Annotated in this window: 22 protein-coding genes and 1 pseudogene; 11 read left to right on the top strand and 12 right to left on the bottom strand. The window is 64.3% G+C overall.

Features of this window, described 5'->3' with window-relative positions; translation table 11 throughout:
• Positions 1–10: 10 nt before the first annotated feature.
• Both purQ and D1F64_RS15470 read left to right on the top strand, forming a co-directional pair.
• Positions 11–685 carry a phosphoribosylformylglycinamidine synthase subunit PurQ gene (purQ, locus tag D1F64_RS15465; RefSeq protein WP_117413154.1) on the top strand — a complete coding sequence of 225 codons (675 nt, stop codon included), beginning with the start codon at positions 11–13 and terminating at the stop codon, positions 683–685.
• A gap of 66 nt (positions 686–751) precedes the next feature.
• Positions 752–1129, top strand: a complete 378-nt coding sequence (locus D1F64_RS15470; protein ID WP_117413155.1) for a hypothetical protein — start codon at positions 752–754, stop codon at positions 1127–1129.
• A 2-nt stretch (positions 1130–1131) separates the two neighbouring features.
• On the opposite strand, the gene D1F64_RS15475 is transcribed toward D1F64_RS15470, so the two are convergent.
• Positions 1132–2133 (bottom strand): zinc transporter ZntB, encoded by a 1002-nt coding sequence (locus D1F64_RS15475; RefSeq protein WP_162901595.1) that lies wholly within the window; start codon positions 2131–2133, stop codon positions 1132–1134.
• A 290-nt stretch (positions 2134–2423) separates the two neighbouring features.
• Here D1F64_RS15475 and D1F64_RS15480 point away from each other — a divergent pair, with 290 nt between their 5' ends.
• Positions 2424–4439 carry a HAMP domain-containing methyl-accepting chemotaxis protein gene (locus D1F64_RS15480; RefSeq protein WP_162901596.1) on the top strand — a complete coding sequence of 672 codons (2016 nt, stop codon included), beginning with the start codon at positions 2424–2426 and terminating at the stop codon, positions 4437–4439.
• Between the two features lie 12 nt (positions 4440–4451).
• On the opposite strand, the gene D1F64_RS15485 is transcribed toward D1F64_RS15480, so the two are convergent.
• Positions 4452–5279, bottom strand: coding sequence for an AraC family transcriptional regulator (locus D1F64_RS15485; RefSeq protein WP_117413158.1), 828 nt, complete (start codon positions 5277–5279; stop codon positions 4452–4454).
• 115 nt (positions 5280–5394) lie between these two features.
• Here D1F64_RS15485 and D1F64_RS15490 point away from each other — a divergent pair, with 115 nt between their 5' ends.
• Both D1F64_RS15490 and D1F64_RS15495 read left to right on the top strand, forming a co-directional pair.
• A complete protein-coding gene (locus D1F64_RS15490; protein ID WP_117413159.1) occupies positions 5395–5931 on the top strand; it encodes a peroxiredoxin-like family protein in 537 nt (178 codons plus the stop codon).
• Positions 5932–6073: 142 nt separating this feature from the next.
• Positions 6074–7030 (top strand): calcium/sodium antiporter, encoded by a 957-nt coding sequence (locus D1F64_RS15495; RefSeq protein ID WP_117413160.1) that lies wholly within the window; start codon positions 6074–6076, stop codon positions 7028–7030.
• A 568-nt stretch (positions 7031–7598) separates the two neighbouring features.
• On the opposite strand, the gene D1F64_RS15505 is transcribed toward D1F64_RS15495, so the two are convergent.
• Positions 7599–7811, bottom strand: a complete 213-nt coding sequence (locus D1F64_RS15505; RefSeq protein WP_248304479.1) for a DUF1127 domain-containing protein — start codon at positions 7809–7811, stop codon at positions 7599–7601.
• A 142-nt stretch (positions 7812–7953) separates the two neighbouring features.
• On the opposite strand from D1F64_RS15505, the gene D1F64_RS15510 reads away from it, so the two are divergent.
• Entirely contained in the window at positions 7954–9372 is a 1419-nt protein-coding gene (locus D1F64_RS15510; RefSeq protein ID WP_117413162.1) for a PLP-dependent aminotransferase family protein, read from the top strand.
• A gap of 72 nt (positions 9373–9444) precedes the next feature.
• Here D1F64_RS15510 and D1F64_RS15515 read toward each other — a convergent pair whose 3' ends face one another.
• Complete coding sequence (locus D1F64_RS15515) at positions 9445–9654, bottom strand: alkylphosphonate utilization protein (RefSeq protein ID WP_117413163.1); 210 nt, start codon at positions 9652–9654, stop codon at positions 9445–9447.
• 517 nt (positions 9655–10171) lie between these two features.
• On the opposite strand from D1F64_RS15515, the pseudogene D1F64_RS15520 reads away from it, so the two are divergent.
• A pseudogene (locus tag D1F64_RS15520) lies at positions 10172–11465 on the top strand (HD domain-containing phosphohydrolase).
• A gap of 28 nt (positions 11466–11493) precedes the next feature.
• Here the strand turns inward: D1F64_RS15520 and D1F64_RS15525 are convergent.
• Entirely contained in the window at positions 11494–11874 is a 381-nt protein-coding gene (locus D1F64_RS15525; protein WP_248304480.1) for a hypothetical protein, read from the bottom strand.
• A 208-nt stretch (positions 11875–12082) separates the two neighbouring features.
• Between D1F64_RS15525 and purL the strand changes: the two genes are divergently transcribed.
• From purL to D1F64_RS15545, 4 genes are all read left to right on the top strand, one after another.
• Positions 12083–14317 carry a phosphoribosylformylglycinamidine synthase subunit PurL gene (gene purL, locus D1F64_RS15530; RefSeq protein WP_117413164.1) on the top strand — a complete coding sequence of 745 codons (2235 nt, stop codon included), beginning with the start codon at positions 12083–12085 and terminating at the stop codon, positions 14315–14317.
• Positions 14318–14362: 45 nt separating this feature from the next.
• Complete coding sequence (locus D1F64_RS15535; RefSeq protein ID WP_117413165.1) at positions 14363–14596, top strand: BolA family transcriptional regulator; 234 nt, start codon at positions 14363–14365, stop codon at positions 14594–14596.
• Positions 14597–14670: 74 nt separating this feature from the next.
• Positions 14671–15006, top strand: coding sequence for a Grx4 family monothiol glutaredoxin (grxD, locus tag D1F64_RS15540; protein WP_117413166.1), 336 nt, complete (start codon positions 14671–14673; stop codon positions 15004–15006).
• Between the two features lie 400 nt (positions 15007–15406).
• Entirely contained in the window at positions 15407–15688 is a 282-nt protein-coding gene (locus D1F64_RS15545; RefSeq protein WP_117413167.1) for a hypothetical protein, read from the top strand.
• A gap of 46 nt (positions 15689–15734) precedes the next feature.
• Here the strand turns inward: D1F64_RS15545 and D1F64_RS15550 are convergent, their stop codons facing one another.
• From D1F64_RS15550 to D1F64_RS15575, 7 genes are all read right to left on the bottom strand, one after another.
• Positions 15735–16685, bottom strand: a complete 951-nt coding sequence (locus D1F64_RS15550) for an MBL fold metallo-hydrolase (RefSeq protein ID WP_162901598.1) — start codon at positions 16683–16685, stop codon at positions 15735–15737.
• A gap of 177 nt (positions 16686–16862) precedes the next feature.
• Positions 16863–18320: a diguanylate cyclase gene (locus D1F64_RS15555; protein WP_117413169.1), complete on the bottom strand. Its 1458-nt coding sequence runs from the start codon at positions 18318–18320 to the stop codon at positions 16863–16865.
• 243 nt (positions 18321–18563) lie between these two features.
• The gene (gene rpsD, locus D1F64_RS15560; RefSeq protein WP_117413170.1) at positions 18564–19181 is read right to left on the bottom strand and encodes a 30S ribosomal protein S4; all 618 of its coding nucleotides are present in this window, start codon (positions 19179–19181) and stop codon (positions 18564–18566) included.
• A 247-nt stretch (positions 19182–19428) separates the two neighbouring features.
• The gene (locus D1F64_RS15565; protein WP_117413171.1) at positions 19429–20880 is read right to left on the bottom strand and encodes a DEAD/DEAH box helicase; all 1452 of its coding nucleotides are present in this window, start codon (positions 20878–20880) and stop codon (positions 19429–19431) included.
• Between the two features lie 307 nt (positions 20881–21187).
• On the bottom strand, positions 21188–21994 hold the full coding sequence (gene murI, locus D1F64_RS15570) for a glutamate racemase (RefSeq protein ID WP_117414639.1): 807 nt from the start codon (positions 21992–21994) through the stop codon (positions 21188–21190).
• Entirely contained in the window at positions 21975–22316 is a 342-nt protein-coding gene (locus tag D1F64_RS25495; RefSeq protein ID WP_346432339.1) for a hypothetical protein, read from the bottom strand. The genes murI and D1F64_RS25495 overlap by 20 nt, the downstream gene beginning before the upstream one ends.
• The gene (locus D1F64_RS15575; RefSeq protein WP_346432249.1) at positions 22241–22804 is read right to left on the bottom strand and encodes an RNA methyltransferase; all 564 of its coding nucleotides are present in this window, start codon (positions 22802–22804) and stop codon (positions 22241–22243) included. The genes D1F64_RS25495 and D1F64_RS15575 overlap by 76 nt, the downstream gene beginning before the upstream one ends.
• Between the last annotated feature and the right edge of the window lie 83 nt (positions 22805–22887).

Below are 22887 nucleotides of genomic sequence, written 5' to 3' on the forward strand. Positions count from 1 at the left end.
AGACAAGCCCATGAAATCCGCCGTCGTCGTCTTCCCCGGCTCCAATCGCGAGCGCGACATGATGCGCGCGCTCGAGCTCGTCACCGGGACCAAGCCCGTCGCCGTCTGGCATCAGGACACCAGCATCCCGGATGTCGACCTGATCGTGCTGCCCGGCGGCTTTTCCTATGGCGACTACCTGCGCTGCGGCGCCATCGCGGGCCGCTCGCCGGTGATGGCGGAAGTCGCGCGCATGGCCCATTCCGGACGGCTCGTCCTCGGCGTCTGCAACGGCTTGCAGATCCTCACCGAAACCGGCCTGCTGCCCGGCGCGTTGATGCGCAACGCGAACCTGAAGTTCGTGTGCAAGGAAGTGAAGCTGGAAACGGCGAACGCCGAAACGGCCTTCTCCAATGCGTTTTCCAAGGGCCAGGTCTGGCGCTGCCCCGTGGCCCATCACGACGGCAACTATTTCGCCGACGCTGAGACGCTGGCGCGGCTTGAAGGCGACGGCCGCGTGGTCTTCCGCTACGCCGAGGGCACCAACCCCAACGGCTCGGTCAACGACATCGCCGGCATTCTCAATGCGCGCGGCAATGTCCTGGGCATGATGCCGCACCCGGAAAATCTCGTCGAACCAGCGCAAGGCGGCACAGACGGGCGGTTGCTGTTCGAAAGCCTGACCTGCGCCTTCGCCGACGCCTGAGCCGGCGGCCATAAGCTGACCGGCGCACGCCGCGATACCAAGACGCCTTGCTCCCTGGAGCCGCCAATGCTCGGTGCAATCGCGATTGCCGTGACGGTCGGATTGAGCCTGCTGCTCATCCGGCCCGCATTGGTGCAGACCGACCGCTGGCGTGCCATCGCCACGCCGCTGGCCTCGGTCATCGGCAGCGGCTTTCTGGTCTCCGTGCCCATCCTGCGCGATCTGGCCGGGGTCCGGGCCATCGGACCGATGGCGGGACTGCTGCTGCTGGCCTATCTGATCGGCAGCGCCGTGCGCGTCAGCACCATGAAGCAGGCGCAGATTATCGCAGCAGCGGTGTACCTGAGCTTCTTCGCTCTGGTGATCCCGCTCTTCGGCGTCGGCAGCGGCGCGAGAGGCGTGGCGGGGATCGTCGCGTTCGGCACGCCGGCGGAAGGCGGGTAGACTCAGATCCATTTCAGCAGCTTGAACAGCGCGATTTCCACGCCGACCAGCACCAGCAGCGCGATCGAGACCACGGCGAACCCCATCGGCTCGCCGGCCAATGGAATGCCGCCGACATTGATGCCGAACAGACCGGTGATCAGGCCCAGCGGCAGAAAGATCGCCGCCACCAGCGACAGAAGATACATGTTGCGGTTCAATTGCTCCGACAACCGCGTGTTGAGTTCCTCGGCCAGGATCGTGGCGCGCTCGCGCACCGCATCGAGATCCTCCACCTGCCGCATCGTATGATCGCCGACCGCATGCAGGCGGATCCGCGCATCCTCATCGAGCCAGGAAGCCTTCAGCGCATTGAGCTGCAGGAACACGTCGCGCTGGGGCGACAGATAGCGGCGGAACGGCACCGCGGTGCGCCGCACATCCATGAGACTGGCGCGCAACGCCGTGTGCGTCATCTCCTCATCCTCCTCCTCGAGCCGATCGACGTTGTCCTCGATCTCGCGGATGACGGCGCTGATCTGATCGCTCAGACCCAGCGCGAGATCGCACACAAAATCGGCCGGCGAGTCCGGCCCGTGTCCCGCTTCCCAGGCCTGGCGAATGCTCTGCACCGCATAAACCTGCCGCTGGCGCAGGCTGATGACCCGATGCTCCTCGACCCACAGACGGATCGACACCATGTCCTCGGGTGAGGAATTGGGATTGAGGTTGACGCCGCGCAGAATGATCAGGGTGCCATCGCTCATTGGCGCGCAGCGCGGCCGGGTATCCTCCATCAGCAGCGCCTCAACGACCAGCGGATCGAGCCCGCTGGTCTCTTCGAGATAGCGTGCCGCACGGTCGGACGCCCGATTCATGTGCACCCAGCGCCAACGTCCCGCAGCCGGCGGGGCTTCCACCCCGGCCCAGTCCAGCGGCAGGGTGATCCTGTCGTCACGTCTCTCGAAGGCACAAATCAGGCCTTCGTCCTCATCACTTTCCTGAAGTCCCGAATGGATGTCCACGCCGCCTACCCGCTCCGTTGAGTGCCGCCCATGGCGACATCGCATGGTAGTGCATCACCGTCGCCCGCGAAATCACCAGTGCCCGCGCCGCTGCAGTCCCGGCCGCACCAAAACATATTAAAATATGAATTTTTACTTAAGCGTGATGCCGGAGAGGTGAAAAATATCGACATTAATGCCGATAAATTCAATTGGTTCTTCGACCAAAATTAACGATGAAGCGAATAGCCTTGCATCAGCGGTGGCCGTCCTCCTCCCGGAATTCACCAAGATCATCGAGTGGGCCCGATATGTTTGATCGTTTGACGTTGCGTCTTCGAGTGATTGTCCTGGCACTGAGTGCGATCGTCGGCATATTGGTCACCGGCACGTTGCAATACGTTTCGGACGCTGCGCTGTCGCACGCCTCGGGCCAATACGAAAAGATCGACAAGGCCTACGAGACACTGTCGGTCTTCCAGCGCGAGTTGCTGCGCCTGCGCGTCGCCGAGCAGCGGATGCGGGCCGAGCGCAAGGCCTCGATCCTGCCCGCTCTCGAAACAGCGCGCGCCGCCGCCGCGGATCGCGCCGGACCGGCATTTATCCACGCGGAGAACAACGAGATCGCCGACGGCACGGCGGCCCTGTTCGACGACTATCTCGCGGCCATCACCCAATACGTCGCTATCCTCGACACCCTGGGCTATCGCGACCGCCAGAGCGTCGTTGTTACCGAGGCCGGAAAGGACGGCATCGACAGCCCCACCGGCTTCACCGTCGATCTCAGCAACGCCGCCACGAAGATCTCCACACGCCTCGCCGAGGAACTCGAGTTCGACGATCAGGCGGCCGTGTTTCGCGTCGATGCGGCCTTCAACCGCATCCGCCGCGACATCCTCAAGCTGATCGCCGACGCCGATCAGGACTATGTCGCGCTGATCGAAGCCAAGTTCAGCGAAGTCAACGAACTGCTGCAGGACGGCGACCTCGATTCGGGGTTCTCCGACGAGGTCACCGCCCTGATGACCGAAATGCACGCCCCGCTGGAACAGCTCAGCAATGCCGAACTGGCGCTTGCCGACATCGACAGGACCGTGAATGCCCGCTACGAAACGCTCGACTCCGGGCTTACGGAAGCGCTTGCGACAATCACCCAGCGCACGGACGCGATCCGCACGACGCTGAACGACAAGCGGTCGTTCCTGTCGACGCTGATGATGACCGTCGCCGGCGTCACGCTCGCTGTCCTGGTGCTTGCCGGCGCACTGATCGTCCGCAGCGTCACACGCAGCCTCTCGACGATCATCGCCGTCACAGGCCGTCTCGCCCGCGGCGAAACCGATTGCGACATTCCCTACGCCGACGCCAGGACCGAACTCGGCGATCTCGCCCGCGCGCTGGCGGTATTCCGCGACAACGCCGTGGAGCGCACCCGGCTGGAGGACCGCGCTGAAGTCAACCGCGCCGCCCGCACCCGCCGCCAGGAAACCGTCGAGCAGATCATCGGCGAGTTCAACCAGGACATTGTGGCGCTGCTTGCCGCCGGCAACGAGGCGATCGACGGCGCGCGGACATCCGCCGCCGAGCTGCGCGATGCCGCGCAGCGCAACGATGCGCAAGCTTCCAGCGCCGATGAGGCATCCGTGCGCGCGTCCGCCAACGTTCAGACGGTGGCCGCCGCAACCGAACAGCTCAACGCATCGATCACCGAAATCTCCGCTCAGGTCAGCCGCACGTCCGACCAGATCTCGCAGGTCAGCGAAACCGCGCGCAGCACCAACGCAGACGTCGACCAGCTCGCCGCCGCCGTCGGCAAGATCGACGAGATCATCGCGCTGATCCAGGCGATCGCCGAACAGACCAACATGCTGGCGCTCAACGCCACCATCGAGGCGGCGCGAGCCGGCGAGCACGGCAGGGGGTTCTCCGTCGTCGCGAGCGAGGTAAAGTCCCTGGCCAACCAGACGGCCTCCGCGACGGACGAGATCTCCAGTCAGATCAAGGCGATCCAGAGCTCGTCGCAGGCCACCGTCTCGGCGATCTCCGGCATCGTCACCATCATCGGAGACGTACAGGAAAACGCGGCCTCCATCGCCGCCGCGATCGAACAGCAGAACGCGGCGACCGGCGAGATCAGCCGCAACATCGCGGAAGCCGCCGACGGCACGCGCATGGTGGCGGCAAACGTCTCCGACCTGCGTTCGTCGACGGCCATGGCGACGCAATCGGCCGAGCGAATCCGCGAGACGTCGGAGAACGTCGGCAGCATCAACGAGCGCATCCGCGCGCGCATCGACGGCTTTCTTGAAAAGGTCGCCGCGGCCTGATTGCGGCGGCTCTCAGGCGACGCGGCGCGCCGCGTTGCGCGGCGAATAGCCGAAATGCCGGGTGAAGGCGCGCGACAATGCCGCGGGAGACGAGAATCCGACCCGACCCGCCACGCTCTTGAGCGGCGCGCCGCGCGACAACTCAAGCTGGGCCAGCGTCAATCGCCAAGCGGACAGATAACCGCCCGGCGTCGTGCCCACCACGTCGCGAAAGGTCTTGGCGAACTGCGTGCGCGACATGGCGGCGTGCTCCGCCAGGCTTTCCAGGTGCCAGTCGCGCTCGGGATTCTCGTGCATGGCCACCAGAGCCGGACACAGTCCGCGATGCGCCAGCCCCGCCAGCAAACCCACTTCCGTCCGTCCGGTGCGGATCGCGTGCCGCAGCAGCCGGATCACCAGCACCTCGCACAGACGGTCGAGCACCGCGCCGCCGCCACAGCGCGGCTCCAGCACCTCCTCAAGCAGCAGGTCGCCGACCGCCTTCAAGGCGCTGTCGGCGGCAACCGGCGCCGCGATCACCTCCGGCAGCGCACGCGCCACCGGGTTTCCTTCCCCGCCAATGTCCACATGCGCCGCGACCAGCCCCTCGGGTCGGTCAGCGGCAAGCGCGGCGAGGAAATCATCCGGAGCACCGCAGGGGAAATAGGCGAGCCCGCCGCCGGAGGCCGCCACTCCCAAGCCGCAAATATCCAACGGCAGCGCGCCGGATGCGGCAAACAAGTTCGGCACCTTGTCGCGCGGATCGCGCCGGCAGGCGGGCGATGGCGCGGGGCAAACCTGGGCGCTGATCCGAAAGCGTTCGAGAATGGCGGAGAGGCGGTCAAGTCGGGCGGGCTGCATTTGCGTACTCTCGATCAAGTTACAAACACCATTTGATGCCCAACGTGCGCTAAGGTCAATCTCGTTCACGCCGCCCGCGAAGGAGCGGCGCGTTATCACATCCGGGAGTTGATGAATGCTGGTACCCACGCAGAAGACGCCGCCGCTCGCCCTCGACACGCTCGGTCACGGCCGTTTCGACCTGGCCGCCGAGACCGGCGATTTCGCCACGCTGGTGGTCTTCTACCGCGGGCTGCACTGCCCGATCTGCGCCAACTACCTGAAAGAGCTCGAGCGGCTGACGCCCGACTTCAACGAACGCGGCGTCACGACGATCGCCATCAGCTCCGATGGCGAAGAACGCACCCGCGCCATGGCCGAGAAGATCGAAGCCAAGACCCTGCGCTTCGCCCACAGCCTGCCGTTGCAGCTTGCCCGCGACTGGGGCCTGTCGATTTCCACCGGTATCGGCAAGACCTCCATTGGCATCGAGGAGCCGGCGCTGTTCTCCGAGCCGGGCATCTTCCTGGTCAAGCCGGACGGCACGCTCTACTACGCCTCGGTGCAGACCATGCCCTTCGTCCGCCCGCATTTCTCCGAGCTCGTCGGCGCCATCGATTTCGCCAAGACGAAGAACTATCCCGCGCGCGGCGCCTACACCGGCGCGGTTTAGTCACGTCGCCAACATCGGCGGCGCCGCACGCGAAACCATCGCGCGCGCGGCGCTAGCCTGTTGAAAATATTTCCCAAAGTCACCTTGTGCCCAAGCAGGCACTCTCCCAACTCAGTGCTCGACTGGGATTGGAGAGTTGCAAATGCTGTTTGTCGAGCTTTTCGCCGGCCTCCTCTTGCTCGTGCTGGGCGGCGACCTGCTGGTGCGCGGATCAGTGGGGCTGGCTGAAAGGCTGAATGTCTCGCCGCTGCTCATTGGCCTCGTGCTGGTCGGCTTCGGCACATCCACGCCCGAGCTGCTGACCAGCGTGCTTGCCGCCCTTGACGGCTCCCCCGGCATCGCCATCGGCAATGTCGTCGGCTCCAATATCGCCAACATCCTGCTGATTCTGGGCACAGCCGCCATCATCCATCCGCTGAGAGCCAATCCCGAGGCCCTGCGGCGCGACGGAAGCGTGGTGGCGCTTGCGGCAATGGTCGCCCTCGGCCTCGCCCTTGCCGGCACGATCGACCGGCTGAGCGGCATGGCCATGCTGCTCGGCCTCGCCGGCTACATCGGCTATACCTATCGCGCGGAGCGCGGCAAAAGCACGCCTTCGGCCGAGATGCACCGCGCCGAAGCGCATGCCGTCGTTGCCCAGCCGCATCCGAGCAAGGCGTGGCTGCTGGGCCTGATGGCCGCGGGCGGCCTCGCCATCACCATGCTGGGCGCTCACTGGCTTGTTTCCGCCTCGATCGAGCTCGCTACGCGGTTCGGCGTCAGCGACACGATCATCGGCCTGACCATCGTCGCCGTGGGCACATCCCTGCCGGAGCTGGTCACCTCGGTGGTCGCCGCCCTGCGCAAGCAGGCAGACATCGCCTTTGGCAACATCCTTGGCTCCAACATCTACAACGTGCTGGGCATCCTTGGCGTCACCGCGGTCATCCAGCCGATTGATGTGCCGCAGCAGATCGTGCAACTGGACATCTGGGTGATGATCGGCGCCACCGCCCTGCTCCTTGTGTTCGCGCGCTCCGGTCATCGGATTTGCCGCCTCGAGGGCTTTGCATTGCTCGGGCTCTACGGCGCCTATATGGCCGTGCTGGCACTGGCGTAGATCCGAGCCGGGCATCTTCCTGGTCAAGCCGGACGGCACGCTCTACTACGCCTCGATGCAGACCATGCCCTTCGTCCGCCCGCATTTCTCCGAGCTCGTCGGCGCCATCGATTTCGCCAAGACAAAGAACTATCCCGCGCGCGGCGCCTACACCGGCGCACTCTGAGCACACCGATACGCGCGGAGCCGCACATGGTCCCGCGCGCACTTTACGCACAACGGTCCGGCTTCCGCACACCGTTTCTGCCCGATTGAACGCGTTGAAATGCATCCTCGCGGGTGACAGACACGCTAGAGCGTTTCCTTGTTAAATGGACCCATTCTGCGGCGATGAATTTTGTCGAGGATCAAGAGGATTGGCGAAGGGCATATCGCGGATAGGGCCGAGACGGGCCTCGCCGATAATCGGGAAAATTCATCCCGCCCAAAGGGTTGGTCGAAACCGGCCGTCCGCCGCGTCAACGGCCTCCGCCGTAACATGGGCTACGCCGTTCGCCCGTTTCCTCGCGGATCGAACCGGTTTGGACCAACAGAATTGATTCCATTTAACAAGGAAACGCTCTAGCCATCAGCGCAGGGACGGATGACGCGTGTCAGGCGACGTGCCACCATCCCAGAACGGGCGCATCGCCTCGAAATTCGCCTGTTCGCGGCTGAGGCCGATATCGTGAAGGGACTCGTCGGACAATTGAGCCAATTGTCGCCGCGTCGCACGCAGACGCATCCACATGCTCACATACCAAAGGATCCGCGTGGCAAGAGAGGTTTTCGGCCTGAACATGCCATCCATCCGCACCCGCGAGCGGCTAATTGTATCTATTGTACCCATCACTGCCTACCAACATTCGCGTATTGAGCCCCAAAATGCCCGTCACATTATCTAGTATTGACTCGCACTAGGGTGCAATCTACAAATTGTTACCATGACAAATTGGCTTCCCAATCTGACCTCCGCTCCCGGCCCGCTGTATGTCCGCCTCGCCGACCGCATCGAGCAGGATATTGCTCGCGGTCTGCTGCCGGCCGGCGGCAAGCTGCCGCCTCAGCGCAACCTCGCCTACGATCTGGGCGTCACCGTCGGCACGATCGGGCGCGCCTACGCGCTGGTGCGCGAACGCGGCCTGGTCAGCGGTGAGGTCGGACGCGGCACCTATGTGCTGCCGGGTCGCGGCGGCGCCAGCCGCGCGCCGGTGTCGGGTGCCGCAAACCCTCTCGACGGAACGCGCGCGGCCCTGCCCCGCGCCGGGCACATCCGCATGGACAGCACAGCGGCCCCTGACGTCGGCCAGGCCAAGGTGATCGAACGGCTCACCCACGGCATCACCACACACAACGGCCACGAGATCGCCAGCTACACCCGCACCCTGCCGGACGACTGGCTGCACGCCGGCAAGCGCTGGCTGGCCTGCGCCGACTGGAGCCCAGCTGTGGAGACCCTTGTGCCGACGCTGGGCGGGCACGCGGCCGTGCTCGCGATTGTCGCCGCCATGACCGTGCCCGGCGACTTCATCGCCTTTGAGAGCCTGACCTACAGTTCGCTGGCGCGCAGCGCCAACCTGATCGGCCGGCGCAGCTGCGTCGTCGATCGCGATGACGAAGGCGCCATTCCGGAAGACTTCGAACGGCTGTGTGCCCAGCAGCATCCCAAGGCGCTGTTCGTGATGCCGGCGGTGCAGAACCCGACGCTTGCCGTCATGTCGCCGGATCGCCGTGCGGCGATTGTCGAGATCGCCCGCCGCTTCAACGTCTGGCTGATCGAGGACGCGGTCTATGGCTCGCTGCATGCCGAGCAGAGCGCCCCGCTGGCGGCCCTTGCGCCGGAACGCACCTTCCATGTTGGCAGTTTGTCGAAATCGGTGGCCGCCGGCGTGCGTGGCGGCTGGGTGGCCTGCCCGCCGGCCTACGCCCAGCGCATCCTGACATCCCACAAGATGGTGACCGGGGGCATCCCCTTCCTGTTGGCAGAACTGGCCGCGCGCCTGGTGCTGAGCGGCGAAGCGGACGTCATCCGCGACGCTGTGCGGGCGGAAATCGCCGCGCGCGGGACCATGGCCCAAGCGAGCTTCAAGGACCTTGAGTTCACGGCCAACCCGCAGACGCCGTTCCTGTGGCTGAAGCTGTCCGATCCCTGGCTGTCGGCCACGTTCAAGAACGCGGCCGCCAACGAAAGCGTGCTGATCGACGACGAGGACGAGTTCAAGCCCGGCCGCACCGAGCAGGTGCACCATCGCGTACGCATCGGTTTCACCACACCGCAAACCCGCGCCGAGGTGCAGACCGGCTTCGACGTCATCCGCCAGCTGCTCGACAATGCCGGCGCGAGTTACGACAGCTACGGCTGATCATGTTGATCACAGACAACACGTGTGACACGACCAGCGGCCCGGCTTCACGACCCGAGTTGATGGCCCTGTTCAGGCCTTCTTCAGGTATTCCGTCTTCAGCACGATGGTGCTCTTGCCCATCCGGCACTCGATCTCGGTGTCCTTGGCGGTCAGGCGGATATTTTTCATCACCGTGCCGCGCTTGATGGTGGTCGACGAGCCCTTGAGCTTCAGGTCCCGGGCCAGCTGCACCGAATCCCCGTCGCTCAGCGCGTTGCCGTTACAATCCTTGACGTCCAAATCATCGCTCCTTGCGGCCTGTGTCTTGGCGAGCGGCGCGCCTGCCCGCGAACCTGCCGCACAGCCCTAGAGCGTTTCCTTGTTAAATGGAATCAATTCTGTTGGTCCAAACCGGTTCGATCCGCGAGGAAACGGGCGAACGGCGTAGCCCATGCTACGGCGGAGGCCGTTGACGCGGCGGACGGCCGGTTTCGACCAACCCTTTGGGCGGGATGAATTTTCCCGATTATCGGCGAGGCCCGTCTCGGCCATATCCGCGATATGCCCTTCGCCAATCCTCTTGATCCTCGACAAAATTCATCGCCGCAGAATGGGTCCATTTGACAAGGAAACGCTCTAAGCCGCCGCGACGCTGATTTCAATCGCTCCCGGTGCCGGCCCACGATCGAAGACAACCCGGTCTCTGCCGCAGCGACACAGACTCTTAAGGCCGCTCTGGTCCTCTGACGCATTGAAAACAATCACTTCCATCCGAATTCGCGTGTCCGATGGACCGTTTTCCGGGCGGAGAATGCCGATGACCGCACAAGCTGCGCGCGCCCTGCCTGGCAAGGGCCAGAAGTCCGGGCAGATCCGCCTCGCCGAAATGCTTGGCGCGCTGAGCCACGCGCTCGTCATGGTGGAAGGGCAACCCCGGGGCCACTGCGTGCGCCGCTGCTGGATCGGCCGCAACATCGGCAAGCGCATAGGTCTCGACGAGGCACAGACCTGGGAGCTTTACTACACGCTCCTGCTCAAGGATCTCGGCTGCTCCAGCAATGCCGCGCGCATCTGCGAGCTGTATCTGACCGACGACGTCAGCTTCAAACGAGACTTCAAGACCGTCGACAGCCACAGCCTCAGGCAGGCGCTGCGCTTCGTGCTGTCGCATACCGGGCTGAAGGCCGGCCTGTCCGAGCGCTTCCAGGCGCTCGTCAATGTGGTGCGCAACAGCGACCGCTTCGCTCGCGAGCTGATTGAAAGCCGATGCCACCGCGGCGGCGAAATCGCCCGCAAAATGCGGTTTTCGGAGGACGTCGCCGCGGGCATTCAGAACCTGGACGAACATTGGGACGGAAGCGGCCGTGCGCGAGATCCTCCACAGGGCGGGGCGCTGGTTCGACCCCGCCCTTGCCGACGCGTTCGAGCACGTCGCCAAGGACCCGGAGTTCTGGCAAGGGCTTGCCGCCGACGATCTGCAGGAGCGCATTTTCGATCTGGAACCGGCGCGTCACGCGATCACGCTGGACGAGGACTATCTCGACGACATCGCGCTGGCCTTCGCGCAAGTCATCGACTCCAAGAGCCCCTACACCGGCGGGCACAGCGAACGGGTGACGCTCTACACCGACGTCATCGCCGAGCAACTGGGTGTTCCGGAGGAGCGTCGGCGCTGGCTGAGACGCGCGGCACTGCTGCACGACATCGGCAAGCTCAGTGTCTCCAACACCATCCTCGACAAGCCCGGCAAACTCGACGCGGACGAATGGGCGGCGATCCAGATGCACACAGTGCATTCGGAGAATATCCTGCAGCAGATTGATGCGTTCGAAGAGCGGGCATTTGTCGCCGCCGCGCATCACGAACGGCTTGACGGCAAGAGCTATCCGCACGGCATCAGCGGGGATGACATCCGCTTCGAGACGCGGAGCATCACAACGGCCGACATCTTCGACGCCCTAACGGCAGACCGTCCCTACCGGTTGGCGATGCCGCTCGACAAGGCGCTGTCGGTCATGGAGGAGATGATCGGCACCGCCATCGACGGCGCCTGCTACGCGGCGCTGATCAAGGGCCTGGTGGCGCGCGATGAACGCGTCGCGGCCGCCTGACGCCAGCAGACGCGAACGATACCGTTGCCTACTCCACGGTCACGTTGACCGCGTCCTCGTAGATCTCGACACGAATCCAGACATTCGAGTTGACGATGCGCCGGGCCGCCCGTGGCTCGATGTAGCCGTTGAGGATCATCCGTTCCATCCGGGCGCGGTTCCTCGGCGAACCAAAGAAGCCATCCCCTTCGTCTCCGCGATCGCGAATACCGAAGCGATGATAATTCGCCCGGTCCTGCCGTACGATCTGCCACGGTTCGGTCAGGCGCGCGCCGCTGGAATTGTAGTGATCGTCTTCCCCGAGAAACGCCACATATTCGTCAAGCAGTTGCCCCTGCGCGCGACCCTCCGCCACGACGAAAAAGCTCCCCATCAGTGCGGCCAGCACCATCAACCCCAAACGTTTCATGCATCTCTCCAACACAGATAGTGGTTCATACCACGACATGTAGCGCACCGGGTCCACGGCTTTCATTGATCGGCGTCAACATGTGCGCCCCGCCGCCCGATTGCCTCGGCTTTCTTCTCCCATTCTCGCTTCCGATCTGCTACACCGTCGCGCAAATACGAACTCAGGCGCCGGCCAAAATCCGGGGCCGCAGATTCTTCGGACGCCCATGAATTCCCCCAAAATTCCGAATACCATCCCGATCACGCCCGAGCTCATCGCCAGCCACGGCCTGAAGCCCGACGAATATGCCCGTATCCTCGAATTGATCGGCCGCGAGCCAAGTTTCACGGAACTGGGCATCTTCTCCGCCATGTGGAACGAGCATTGCTCGTACAAGTCGTCGAAGAAGTGGCTGAAGACGCTGCCGACCACCGGTCCGCGCGTCCTCCAGGGACCGGGCGAGAACGCAGGCGTGGTCGACATCGGCGATGGCCAGACCGTGGTCTTCAAGATGGAGAGCCACAACCACCCCTCCTACATCGAGCCCTACCAGGGAGCCGCCACCGGCGTCGGCGGCATCCTGCGCGACGTCTTCACCATGGGCGCGCGTCCCGTCGCGGCCATGAACGCCCTGCGCTTCGGCGATCCCGAGCACCCGCGCACCCGGCATCTGGTGCACGGCGTGGTGGAAGGCGTCGGCGGCTACGGCAATTCCTTTGGCGTTCCCACCGTTGGCGGCGAGGTCGAGTTCGACAAGAGCTACAACGGCAACTGCCTGGTCAACGCCTTCGCGGCGGGGCTTGCGGACGCCGACAAGATCTTTCTCTCCGAAGCCAAGGGCGTCGGCCTGCCGGTGGTCTACCTGGGGGCCAAGACCGGCCGCGACGGTGTCGGCGGCGCGACCATGGCGTCGGCCGAATTCGACGAGACCATCGAGGAGAAGCGCCCGACCGTGCAGGTCGGCGATCCCTTCACGGAAAAATGCCTGCTGGAAGCCTGCCTCGAACTGATGGCCTCGGGCGCCGTCATCGCCATCCAGGACATGGGCGCGGCAGGCCTGACCTGCTCGGCCGTCGAGATGGGCGCCAAGGGCAACCTCGGTATCGATCTGGACCTCGACAAGGTGCCGTGCCGCGAGGAGCGCATGTCGGCCTACGAGATGATGCTGTCGGAAAGCCAGGAGCGCATGCTCATGGTGCTGCGTCCTGAGCAGGAAGCGGAAGCGCAAGCGATTTTCGTGAAATGGGGCCTGGACTTCGCCGTCGTCGGCGAGACGACCGATACCCTGCGCTTCATCGTCAAGCACCAGGGCGACGTGGTCGCCGATCTGCCGATCAAGGAACTGGGTGACGAAGCGCCGGAATACGACCGGCCATGGGTGGCGACCGATGCGCCGGCCGTGCTGGACGCGTCGGATGTCGCGGAGCCGGACGACTACGCGCAGGCGGTGCTGACGCTGGTCGGCAACGCCAACGGCGCTTCCCGCCGCTGGGTCTATGAACAATACGACACGCTGGTGCAGGGCAACACGATTGTCACGCCGGGCGGCGACGCCGGCATCATCCGGGTGAACGATTCCAGCGGCGAACCGACCACCAAGGGCCTCGCCTTCACCGTCGACGTGACGCCGCGCTACTGCAAGGCGGACCCCTTCGAGGGCGGCAAGCAGGCGGTGGCGGAATGCTGGCGCAACCTATGCGCCGTCGGCGCCGAGCCGCTCGCCGCGACCGACAATCTCAACTTCGGCAATCCGGAAAAGCCCGAAATCATGGGCCAGCTTGTGGGCGCCATCAAGGGCATCGGCGCAGCCTGCCAGGCACTGGCCTTCCCGATCGTCTCCGGCAATGTGTCGCTGTACAACGAGACCTTCGGCGAAGCGATCCTGCCAACCCCGGCGATCGGCGGCGTCGGACTGCTGCCGGATGTCTCGATCCGCGCCCATGCGGCCTTTGTCAATGATGGCGATACGATCCTGCTGGTCGGCGCCCATGGTTCGCATCTGGGCCAGTCCGCCTACCTGCGCGATTGCCTGGGCCGCGAGGAAGGCGCACCGCCGCCCGTCGACCTGACGGTGGAAAGGCGGCATGGCGAATTCGTCCGCCAGCTCATCCGCGCGGAGATGATCAACGCCTGCCACGACTTGTCCGATGGCGGCCTCGCTGTGGCGCTCGCGGAGATGGCCATGAGCAGCGGCAAGGGCGCGCGCGTGGAAGTCTCGCAGCCGGCGCATGCCGCTCTGTTTGGCGAGGATCAGGCGCGCTACATCATGACCTGCACCGCCGACAAGGTGACGACGATCGAGAACCAGGCGAGAAAGTCCGGCGTTCCCCTGACGAAACTCGGAATGGTTGCGGGCGGGGATTTGACAGTCGGCGCCGTCATCTCCATATCCATTGCAAATCTCCGTCAAGCCCACGACAATTGGTTCCCGGCCTATATGAACGACAGCCTGGCGGGCTGAGGGAACCGGACGACAGAAATCAGAAGAAACGGGAGACAAGCCCCTATGGCGATGGACGCGCGCGAAATCGAGACGATGATCAAGGCGGCGCTGCCGGACGCGAAGGTCGAAATACGCGACCTGGCCGGCGATGGCGATCACTACGCCGCCGTTGTCACGTCCGAGGCGTTTCGCGGCAAGAATCGCGTGCAGCAGCACCAGATGGTCTATCAGGCGCTGAAGGGCAACATGGGCGGGCAACTGCACGCGCTGGCGCTGCAGACCTCCGCCCCGGACTGACACGCGGGCATTCGGCCTGCATACGGATCGACTTCTCCGGGCCTTGACCCCGGTGACATGAAAGGACGGAACATATGAGCGGAATCCAGGACTGGATCGGCAGCGAAGTGAAATCCAACGACGTCGTTGTTTTCATGAAGGGCACGCCGGCCTTCCCGCAGTGCGGGTTCTCCGGCCAGGTTGTGCAGATCCTCGATTACCTCGGTGTCGACTACAAGGGCATCAACGTGCTCGAGGACGCGGACCTGCGCCAGGGCATCAAGGACTTCTCCAACTGGCCGACGATCCCGCAGCTCTACGTGAAGGGCGAATTCGTCGGCGGCTGCGACATCATCCGCGAAATGTTCCAGAGCCAGGAATTGCAGCCGCTGTTCGCCGAAAAAGGCATCGCCACCAGCCAGCCCGCCTGAGGCCGACCACCGCGCGCAAGCGGCACCACACATCGACAGGGCCGGGCGGAAACGCCTGGCCCTTTTCCATTCCCGGCACCGGTGCGATCATAGGGTCCACTACGACATCGGATTTCTGCGAATTGTAGTTAACAAACACTTAACCGCAGAATAGGTCCGAAGTCCCGGAGCTTATTGGCGCCGCCCCCGTTGTCTGACCAGTGCGGAACCATCAATCCAGCCGCGCCCACCCGCTTCGATGACGCAAGGGTCGCGCAATACCAGCAGAATCGCCTAGCATGAACGGCAGATGAACGGCGGTTTCAGAGTTTGTGCAGTTGTTGCGGGGCAGGATGTCGCCAGATCCTTTGTACGGCGACTTCCCGCCACGTGGGGATCCTGGGATTGGGGAGCACATACCATGAAGACAACAACGGCATGTCTTGGAGCGCTTGGCGCGCTGGCGCTGTTTTCGGTCGCCAACTCCACCGAACCCGACATGCGCCAGGTCCAGTGTCAGACGCTGATCATCTATATGCCCGTCTCCAGGCAAAGCGATGACGACATCTGCGCAGCCTTCGGCGGCCTTGCCGGAGCGGACAAGAACCCCGAACGCCCCAGCCTGACGATCCTGATCAAGAACCTGCCCGTAGGCGGCAATGAGGGCCTGCAACTGGCGGAACTGAGCAAGCCGCTCAAGTAAGGATCATCGCCCTTCTCGCCCGCCCTCAAGGCCGGCGCGCATGGATCTATCCAGCGGCGAACCGCCAGACGGCCCCCTTGGTTTCCACACGTCCCACACCCGGCCAGGGCAGATGATAGGCGACGATGCCGATCCTGTCGGTTGCGAGCCGGTCCAGGAGTGCAAGCCGCGTCTCCACCGCCTGATCGGGGAACTGGTCCATTCCGTAGTGCCAGCGCGGGTGTTCGAACGCCAGCACCTGGTGCGTCAGGGCGTCGCCGGTGATCATCACCTGCTCCGAACCGCTTTCAACCAGCACCGAACAATGGCCGATGGTGTGCCCCGGCGTCGGCACATAGTGAATGCCCGGCGCGATTTCAGCGTCCGGCGCCAGCCGCTCGGTCTTTTCCGCGATGGGCGAGAGATTGCGCTGCGCGCCGCTCACAAAGCCGTACAGAGCCTCAGGGACCTTGGAGGCGGCGTCTTCCGCCATCCAGAAATCCCACTCGTTCGCGCACATCGTATAGCTGGCGTTGGGGAACCGTTCGCTCTCGTCGAAATCGTCAATGATCCCCCAGACATGATCGGGGTGCGCGTGGGTCAGAACCACCTTGGTAATCTCTGCGGGATCAATGTCGGCCTCGTCCATCCTGTCGACCAGGGCGCCGAGCGTGGCGAGAAAGTTCAGCCCGCCACCGGTATCCACCAGAATCAAGTCGTCCCCCGTGCGGATCAACGAAACATTGACCTGCGACGTGTGTCCGTTGGTCGGCAGCCCGGCTTCGGCAAATGCCTTCTTCACCTCGTCGATCGGAACATCGGGTGCGAGATTTGCAAGCGGCAACTCCATGTGACCATCGCTCAGAACAGTGATCTCCGCGTCGCCTACCGAGAACCTATGCGCAGGAGCGTCCGACGCCTGGACCCGTGTGCTCCGGGCGACCAGCACGGACGGCGCCAACCCCAGCACAGCCGAGAGTTTCAGCAGCGATCGGCGATCGAGAACAAGTTTATCCATGGCGATTGGGCTTCCCTGACTGTCGGGTTGCGGAACGTGCGCCGCAAACATATTCAATCCGGAGAATATATGAAAACGCGTCCGCTGGAAAGGATGAAGCGGGCGTCAGGATATGGAAAACCAGCATGGGTGCAAGGAAGGGCTCGGGATCTGCAGCGGGTGAAAGCCGGCGACAGACTAGCCGCGGAGCATCAGGCTTTCGCTCCACTCGCCTTCGTCCACGTCGCCGTGCACGCAGTTGCGGCCGTTCAGTTTAGCCTGATAAAGGCACTGGTCGCCCCGCGCCAGAAGGCTCTTGGGATTCTCGCCCTTGCGGAATTCGGCAACGCCGATGGACACGGTCACCGACACGCTCTCCTTGCGGTCCGCGCAGGCAATCCGGAGAGCCGCGATTTCCAGGCGCAGCCGCTCCGCCGTGATCATCGCGCCGTTCAGGTCGGTATCAGGCAGCACAACGAGAAACTCTTCGCCGCCCAGCCGGCCGAGGCTGTCCGCCTCGCGGATCGTCGTCTTTGCCTGGGCGCAGATTCGCCGCAAGGCCTCGTCGCCGGTCTGATGGCCAAAGATGTCGTTGACACCCTTGAAGTGATCCACATCGATGATCAGCACCGAACAACAGCTTGTGTAGCGACCCAGCCGCACGTGCTCGCGCTGGACATCATCAAGGATGGCGCGGCGGGTCAGCACGCCCGTGAGCGAGTCGCGCGTCGCGAGTTCGAACAATTCCGCCTCGCGCAACTTCAGTTCGGTGATGTCGACACGGAAACCGACTGTGGCGCCGGTGTCGGTCTTCTTCTCGTAAATGCGCAACCAGCGACCATCGGAGGTCTGCTGCTCCATCATTCCGGCCGGGTTGCGATGCCGCGTCAGACGATCCTGCAGCCACTCTTCCTCACGGCCCTCCGCATCGCGGTACTGGCCGGTCGCGATGGTCTCGCGCATGATCTCCTCAAAGGTCTTGCCGATCTTGAGGGAACCCGCGCTTTCTGAATAAAGCTCAAGCATTCTGGAATTGAAAACGGCGAGGCGATCGTCCTCGTCAAACAGAATGAAACCGTCAGGCAAAGCCTCGATGGCGTCAAACAGCCGGCGCCGGGCGTCTTCGGCCTCGCGCTTCGCGGCCTTGAGCTGCAACTCGTCCACAGCGATGCGCGACAGATCGACAAGGCTCTCCATCTGGCTCTCGTCGGCGCCAAGCGCCTCATAGTCGAAGACGCCGATTGTGCCGATGACGACGCCGTCGCTGTCGACCATGGGGGCGCCGCAATAGGAACGGATGAAAGGCGCGTGACGGACGGAGGAACTGCGGCACAACTGCGTATGCGTGCGAGCATCGGCAATCATCAGCGGCGTGGTGTTGTGCAGAACGAAATCGCAGAAGGCCATGTCAGGCATGGCCTGATGTGGCTCAAGCCCCGACTCAGCTTGCAGGAGATGCTCGGTTCCGTCGAACAGAGTCAAGATGGCGATCGGAGCACTAAAAATGCTGCGCGCCAGACGGACCAGCCTGCCGAACTGATCCTCGGCATCAATATGCCGGAGATGACGGGTCGCCAGATCACTTATCGCTTCAAAGCCGCGGGCATTCATCGACTTCGCAGCGCCACGATCCGAATCTGGCTGCAAAACCACCATAGTATCGCGCCCTATACTGTCACAAATAACATCGCCTGAATCGTATTTCTACAATAAACTCACCAGGTTAATACCCCATTAAGGCGTCAGCAATTGCCCTTATCAAATAAACCATAGGCGGCAATACATGCATCAACCCAAAATTGCTGCATCCTTCCGCAGCAGAGAAAAACAAAAAAAGGCCGCCCGTAGGCGGCCTTGAATCTATTAGCGAATTCCGCCCGAAGGCGCCTCGCGAGCCTGTTAGCGCGAGTAGAACTCGACGACCAGGTTCGGTTCCATCATCACCGGATACGGCACGTCGGAGAATGCCGGCACCGAAGTAAAGGTGGCGGTCATCTTGGAATGATCGGCCGTGATATAGTCCGGCACGTCGCGTTCGGCCAGTTGCACGGACTCGAGCACCAGCACCAGCTGCTTGGATTTCTCGCGAACCTCAATCACGTCGCCGGCCTTGACGCGGTAGCTCGGGATGTTGACCCGGCGGCCGTTGACGTTGACATGGCCGTGGTTGATGAACTGACGCGCGGCGAAGACGGTGGGCACGAACTTCGCGCGGTAGACAATGGCGTCGAGACGGCGTTCCAGCAGGCCGATCAGGTTCTCGGAGGCGTCGCCCTTCATGCGGGTCGCTTCCTCGTAGATCTTGCGGAACTGCTTCTCGAGAATGTTGCCGTAGTAGCCCTTGAGCTTCTGCTTGGCGCGCAGCTGCACGCCGAAGTCGGAGAGCTTGCCCTTGCGGCGCTGGCCGTGCTGGCCGGGACCGTATTCGCGGCGGTTGGCGGGGCTCTTCGGACGGCCCCAGATGTTTTCGCCCATACGGCGATCGAGTTTATGCTTCGAAGACTGGCGCTTGGACATTCGCGTGGTCCTTGGGTTTGCTATCGTTATTGAAGGACACGCGCCCCTCCTCTGCGATCCGGCCACCGGCTTGCGCCGGTCTTCAGACCGCTGACAGGAACAGCGGCGAAGCGTTCGCCACGTCCCACGGGTGCGTGAAAAATCAAACGGGCCGCAAGCGACCCGTCTGAACGTTGCTGATCTATTCCAACGCGGCCGGAATGTCAAACCATTGGAGTGACACTCCCGCCCGCGCCGGGATCAATTCTCAGTCCGCCGCGCCGTGACGCGAGGAGCCGCCGGAGGGGCGGCCGGAAGACCGGCCAGCACCGCCGCGGAACGGCTTGCTGCGGCCGCCGCCCGGGCGTTCAGCTCGGCCGCCTTCACCGCGTCCACCGTCACCACGCCCGCCTTCGCCGCGTCCGCCGTCTGCGAAGCGGCCCGCGCCCGGCGCGCCGTTGCGTCCCTGGCCACCGCCGCCGTTGCGACCCTGACCGCCACCGCCGTTGCGGCCCTGGCGATTACCACCGCCGCCATTGCGCTTGGGCGCCGTGAGGTTGCGGCTGGAAAACGTTGCGCGCGGATCGGTATCCGGATCGGCGCCCGGCATCAGATCGAGCGAGCGGCTGGTCAGCCGTTCGATGTCGCGCAGATAGATGTATTCTTCCGGAACACAGATGGAGACGGCAATGCCCTCGGCGCCGGCGCGCGCCGTGCGGCCGATACGGTGGACATAAGTCTCCGGCACGTTCGGCAGATCATAGTTGACCACATGCGAGATGCCGTCGACATCGATGCCGCGCGCGGCGATATCGGTTGCCACGAGAACGCGCATGTTGCCGGTCTTGAAGCTGCCCAGCGCCCGCTGACGCTGGCCCTGGCTCTTGTTGCCATGGATGGCGGCGGCCTCGATGCCGTTGCGGCCGAGATCGCGCACCACCTTGTCCGCGCCATGCTTGGTGCGGGTGAAGACGATGGCCCGCGACACGCCGTCGCCCTTGAGCAGCCCGGAAAGCTGCTGCATTTTCTCCGGCGTCTGGGTGAAGATGACGCGCTGGTCGATCTTCTCCGCCGTGGAAGCCACCGGCGCCACCGACACCTTTTCCGGATTGGTCAGGAAGGCGGAGGCCAGGTCGGCGATCGTCTTGGGCATGGTGGCGGAGAAGAACAGGCTCTGCCGCTTGGGCGGCAGCATCTTCACCAGCCGCTTGAGATCGTGGATGAAGCCGAGATCCAGCATCTGGTCGGCTTCGTCGAGCACGAAATGGGTCAGCTCGTCGAGCCGCACCGCGCGGTTGTTGATGAGATCGAGCAGACGGCCCGGCGTCGCCACCAGGATGTCGGTGCCGCGTTCCAGCGCCCGGATCTGGCTGCGGATGGACACGCCGCCGACGACGACCGCGGTACGCAGACGGACGTGGCGCGAATAGGTCTTCAGGCTGTCGTTGATCTGCTGCGCCAGCTCGCGGGTCGGCGACAGGATCAGCGCGCGCGTGGTCTTGGGCTGCAGCGGACGGGTGTCTTCGCTCAGCATCTGGATCAGCGGCAGGCCGAAGGCGGCCGTCTTGCCAGTGCCGGTCTGGGCGACGCCCAGAAGGTCATGACCCTTCAGCAGCAGCGGGATGGACTGTGCCTGGATCGGGGTCGGGGTCTCATACTTCTCGTCGGCAAGCGCCTTCAGAATCGGCGCGCCGAGACCGAGATCGGTAAATTGTGTCAAATCGGGAAACTTCTCTGGGTTTCGGTCCCTTGGGACCGGTTGATCCAGCGGCGTGTCGCAAGGACTGCCCCGGACGGGTCGTTCGCCTGATTGCCGCGCTCACAAAGACCTTGGGGATCCTGGAGCGGTCCGCGCGGGTTCGAAAAGGCTTCGAACGGCAACCCGTTCCGTTTCAGCCGGAAAGCTCCGGCGATCACAGAACACGCGGTGACGATGGCGCCTTATGCCGGGAGGCGGGATGCAAAGTCAAGACAATTCGCTGCGGCGCAGCATTGCGCCGGACGCAGACGTCCGCGCGATTGCGCCCTCACACGGCCGGAAACGGTTGCCAGCGGCCCGCCGCGTCGACGCTTTCGGGAAAGCGCGCGGGAGGCCATGTCGACACATAGCGCGTGGTTCCCTCGCCCCGCGCGAGCCCGCGGGCCAGCACCTCGGACACCCGCCGCGCGATCGCAGGCGCCGGATCGATCCACCCGACCGGCCAGGGCGCCAGCCGCACAAACTCATCCAGCAGGAACGGAAAATGCGTGCACGCCAGCACCAGCGTATCGGTGCGTGTGCCATCGCGATCGACGAAACACGGCGCGAGTTCCCTCGCGATCGCGTCGTCCGCGACCGCCTCGCCCGCGAGCTTCGCCTCGGCGAGCCGCACCAGCGCGGCCGAGCCCTGCAACGTCACGGCGACCTCGGGCGCGAAATCGCGGATCAGATCGAAGGTATAGTCGCGCTTCACCGTGCCTGCGGTGGCCAGCACGGTGATCAGGCCGGAGCGCGTCTGCGCGGCGGCGGGCTTGATGGCCGGCACGGTGCCGATGAAAGGGACGGAGAACCGCGCGCGCAAGGCGGGCAGCACCAGCGTGGAAACGGTGTTGCAGGCGATGACCACGGCGCATGGATCATGCGCGTCGATCAGCCGGCCGAGCAGCGCCACCACATGGGCGAGCAGTTCCTCCGCCTCGCGCCCGCCATAGGGAAAGCCGGCATGGTCGGCCGCATAGACCAGATCAAGCGCGGGATCACCGGCACGGATGTGACGCAACACCGACAGACCGCCGATGCCGCTGTCAAAGACAAGAACCGGGCGGCTCACGGGATCACGTGCTCCCTGTCTCATCGCCATCCACGCCCACGCCGCCGTCAGCGGACGCCGCTTGAGCGTTCTGCGCGGTGCGCTTGCGCGGCCGGGTCCTGCGGCCTTCAAGGGCTGCGACGACACCGCGCATCGTGCGCACTTCCTGCTCGGTCAGCGAGGCCTTCTGCAAGATGCCGCGCAGGGCGCGCACCATGGTGGGACGGCGATGGCTGGGCCGGAAATACTCATGCACGTCGAGCGCGCCCTCCAGATGCTCGAACAGGCGGATCAGCTCTTCCTTGGGGCGGGAATTTCCGTGCCCGCGTCGAACGGCAGCGCCCCGGCCGTGGCGCGCTGGCGCCATTCGTAGGCGATCACCAGCACGGCCTGGGCGATATTCAGCGAGGAGAAATCGGGATCCACCGGCAGCGTGACGATCTCGTTGGACAGCCCCACTTCCTCATTGTTGAGCCCCCAGCGCTCGCGGCCAAACAGCACGCCGGTGGCCAGCCCCTCGCCGCCGAAACGCACCAAGGTTTCCGCCGCCTCGACCGGCCCGCGCACCGGTTTCAGGACCTCGCGCGAGCGCGCCGTGGTGGCGAAGACGAAGCGCAGATCGGCCACCGCCTCCTCAACGGAATCGAAGGCCCGCACCGCGTCGATGACATGGACCGCACCGGAAGAGACCTCGCGGGCGCGCTCGTTCGGCCAGCCACAACGCGGCGTGACGATACGCAGGTCCGTGAGCCCGAAATTCGCCATGGCGCGGGCCGCGGTGCCGATGTTTTCGCCCAGTTGCGGTTCGCACAGGATGACGGCCGGCGGACGGATGGAAATGGAGTTCTCTGACATGCATGCGATTTAGCGGATGCCGCGCCGGATTGCCAGAGGGCACGCGCGACCCGGTCCAGCACGAAACCCGCCGCGCCCTGTCG

It is taken from the genome of Breoghania sp. L-A4, assembly GCF_003432385.1.
Taxonomy (GTDB): domain Bacteria; phylum Pseudomonadota; class Alphaproteobacteria; order Rhizobiales; family Stappiaceae; genus Breoghania.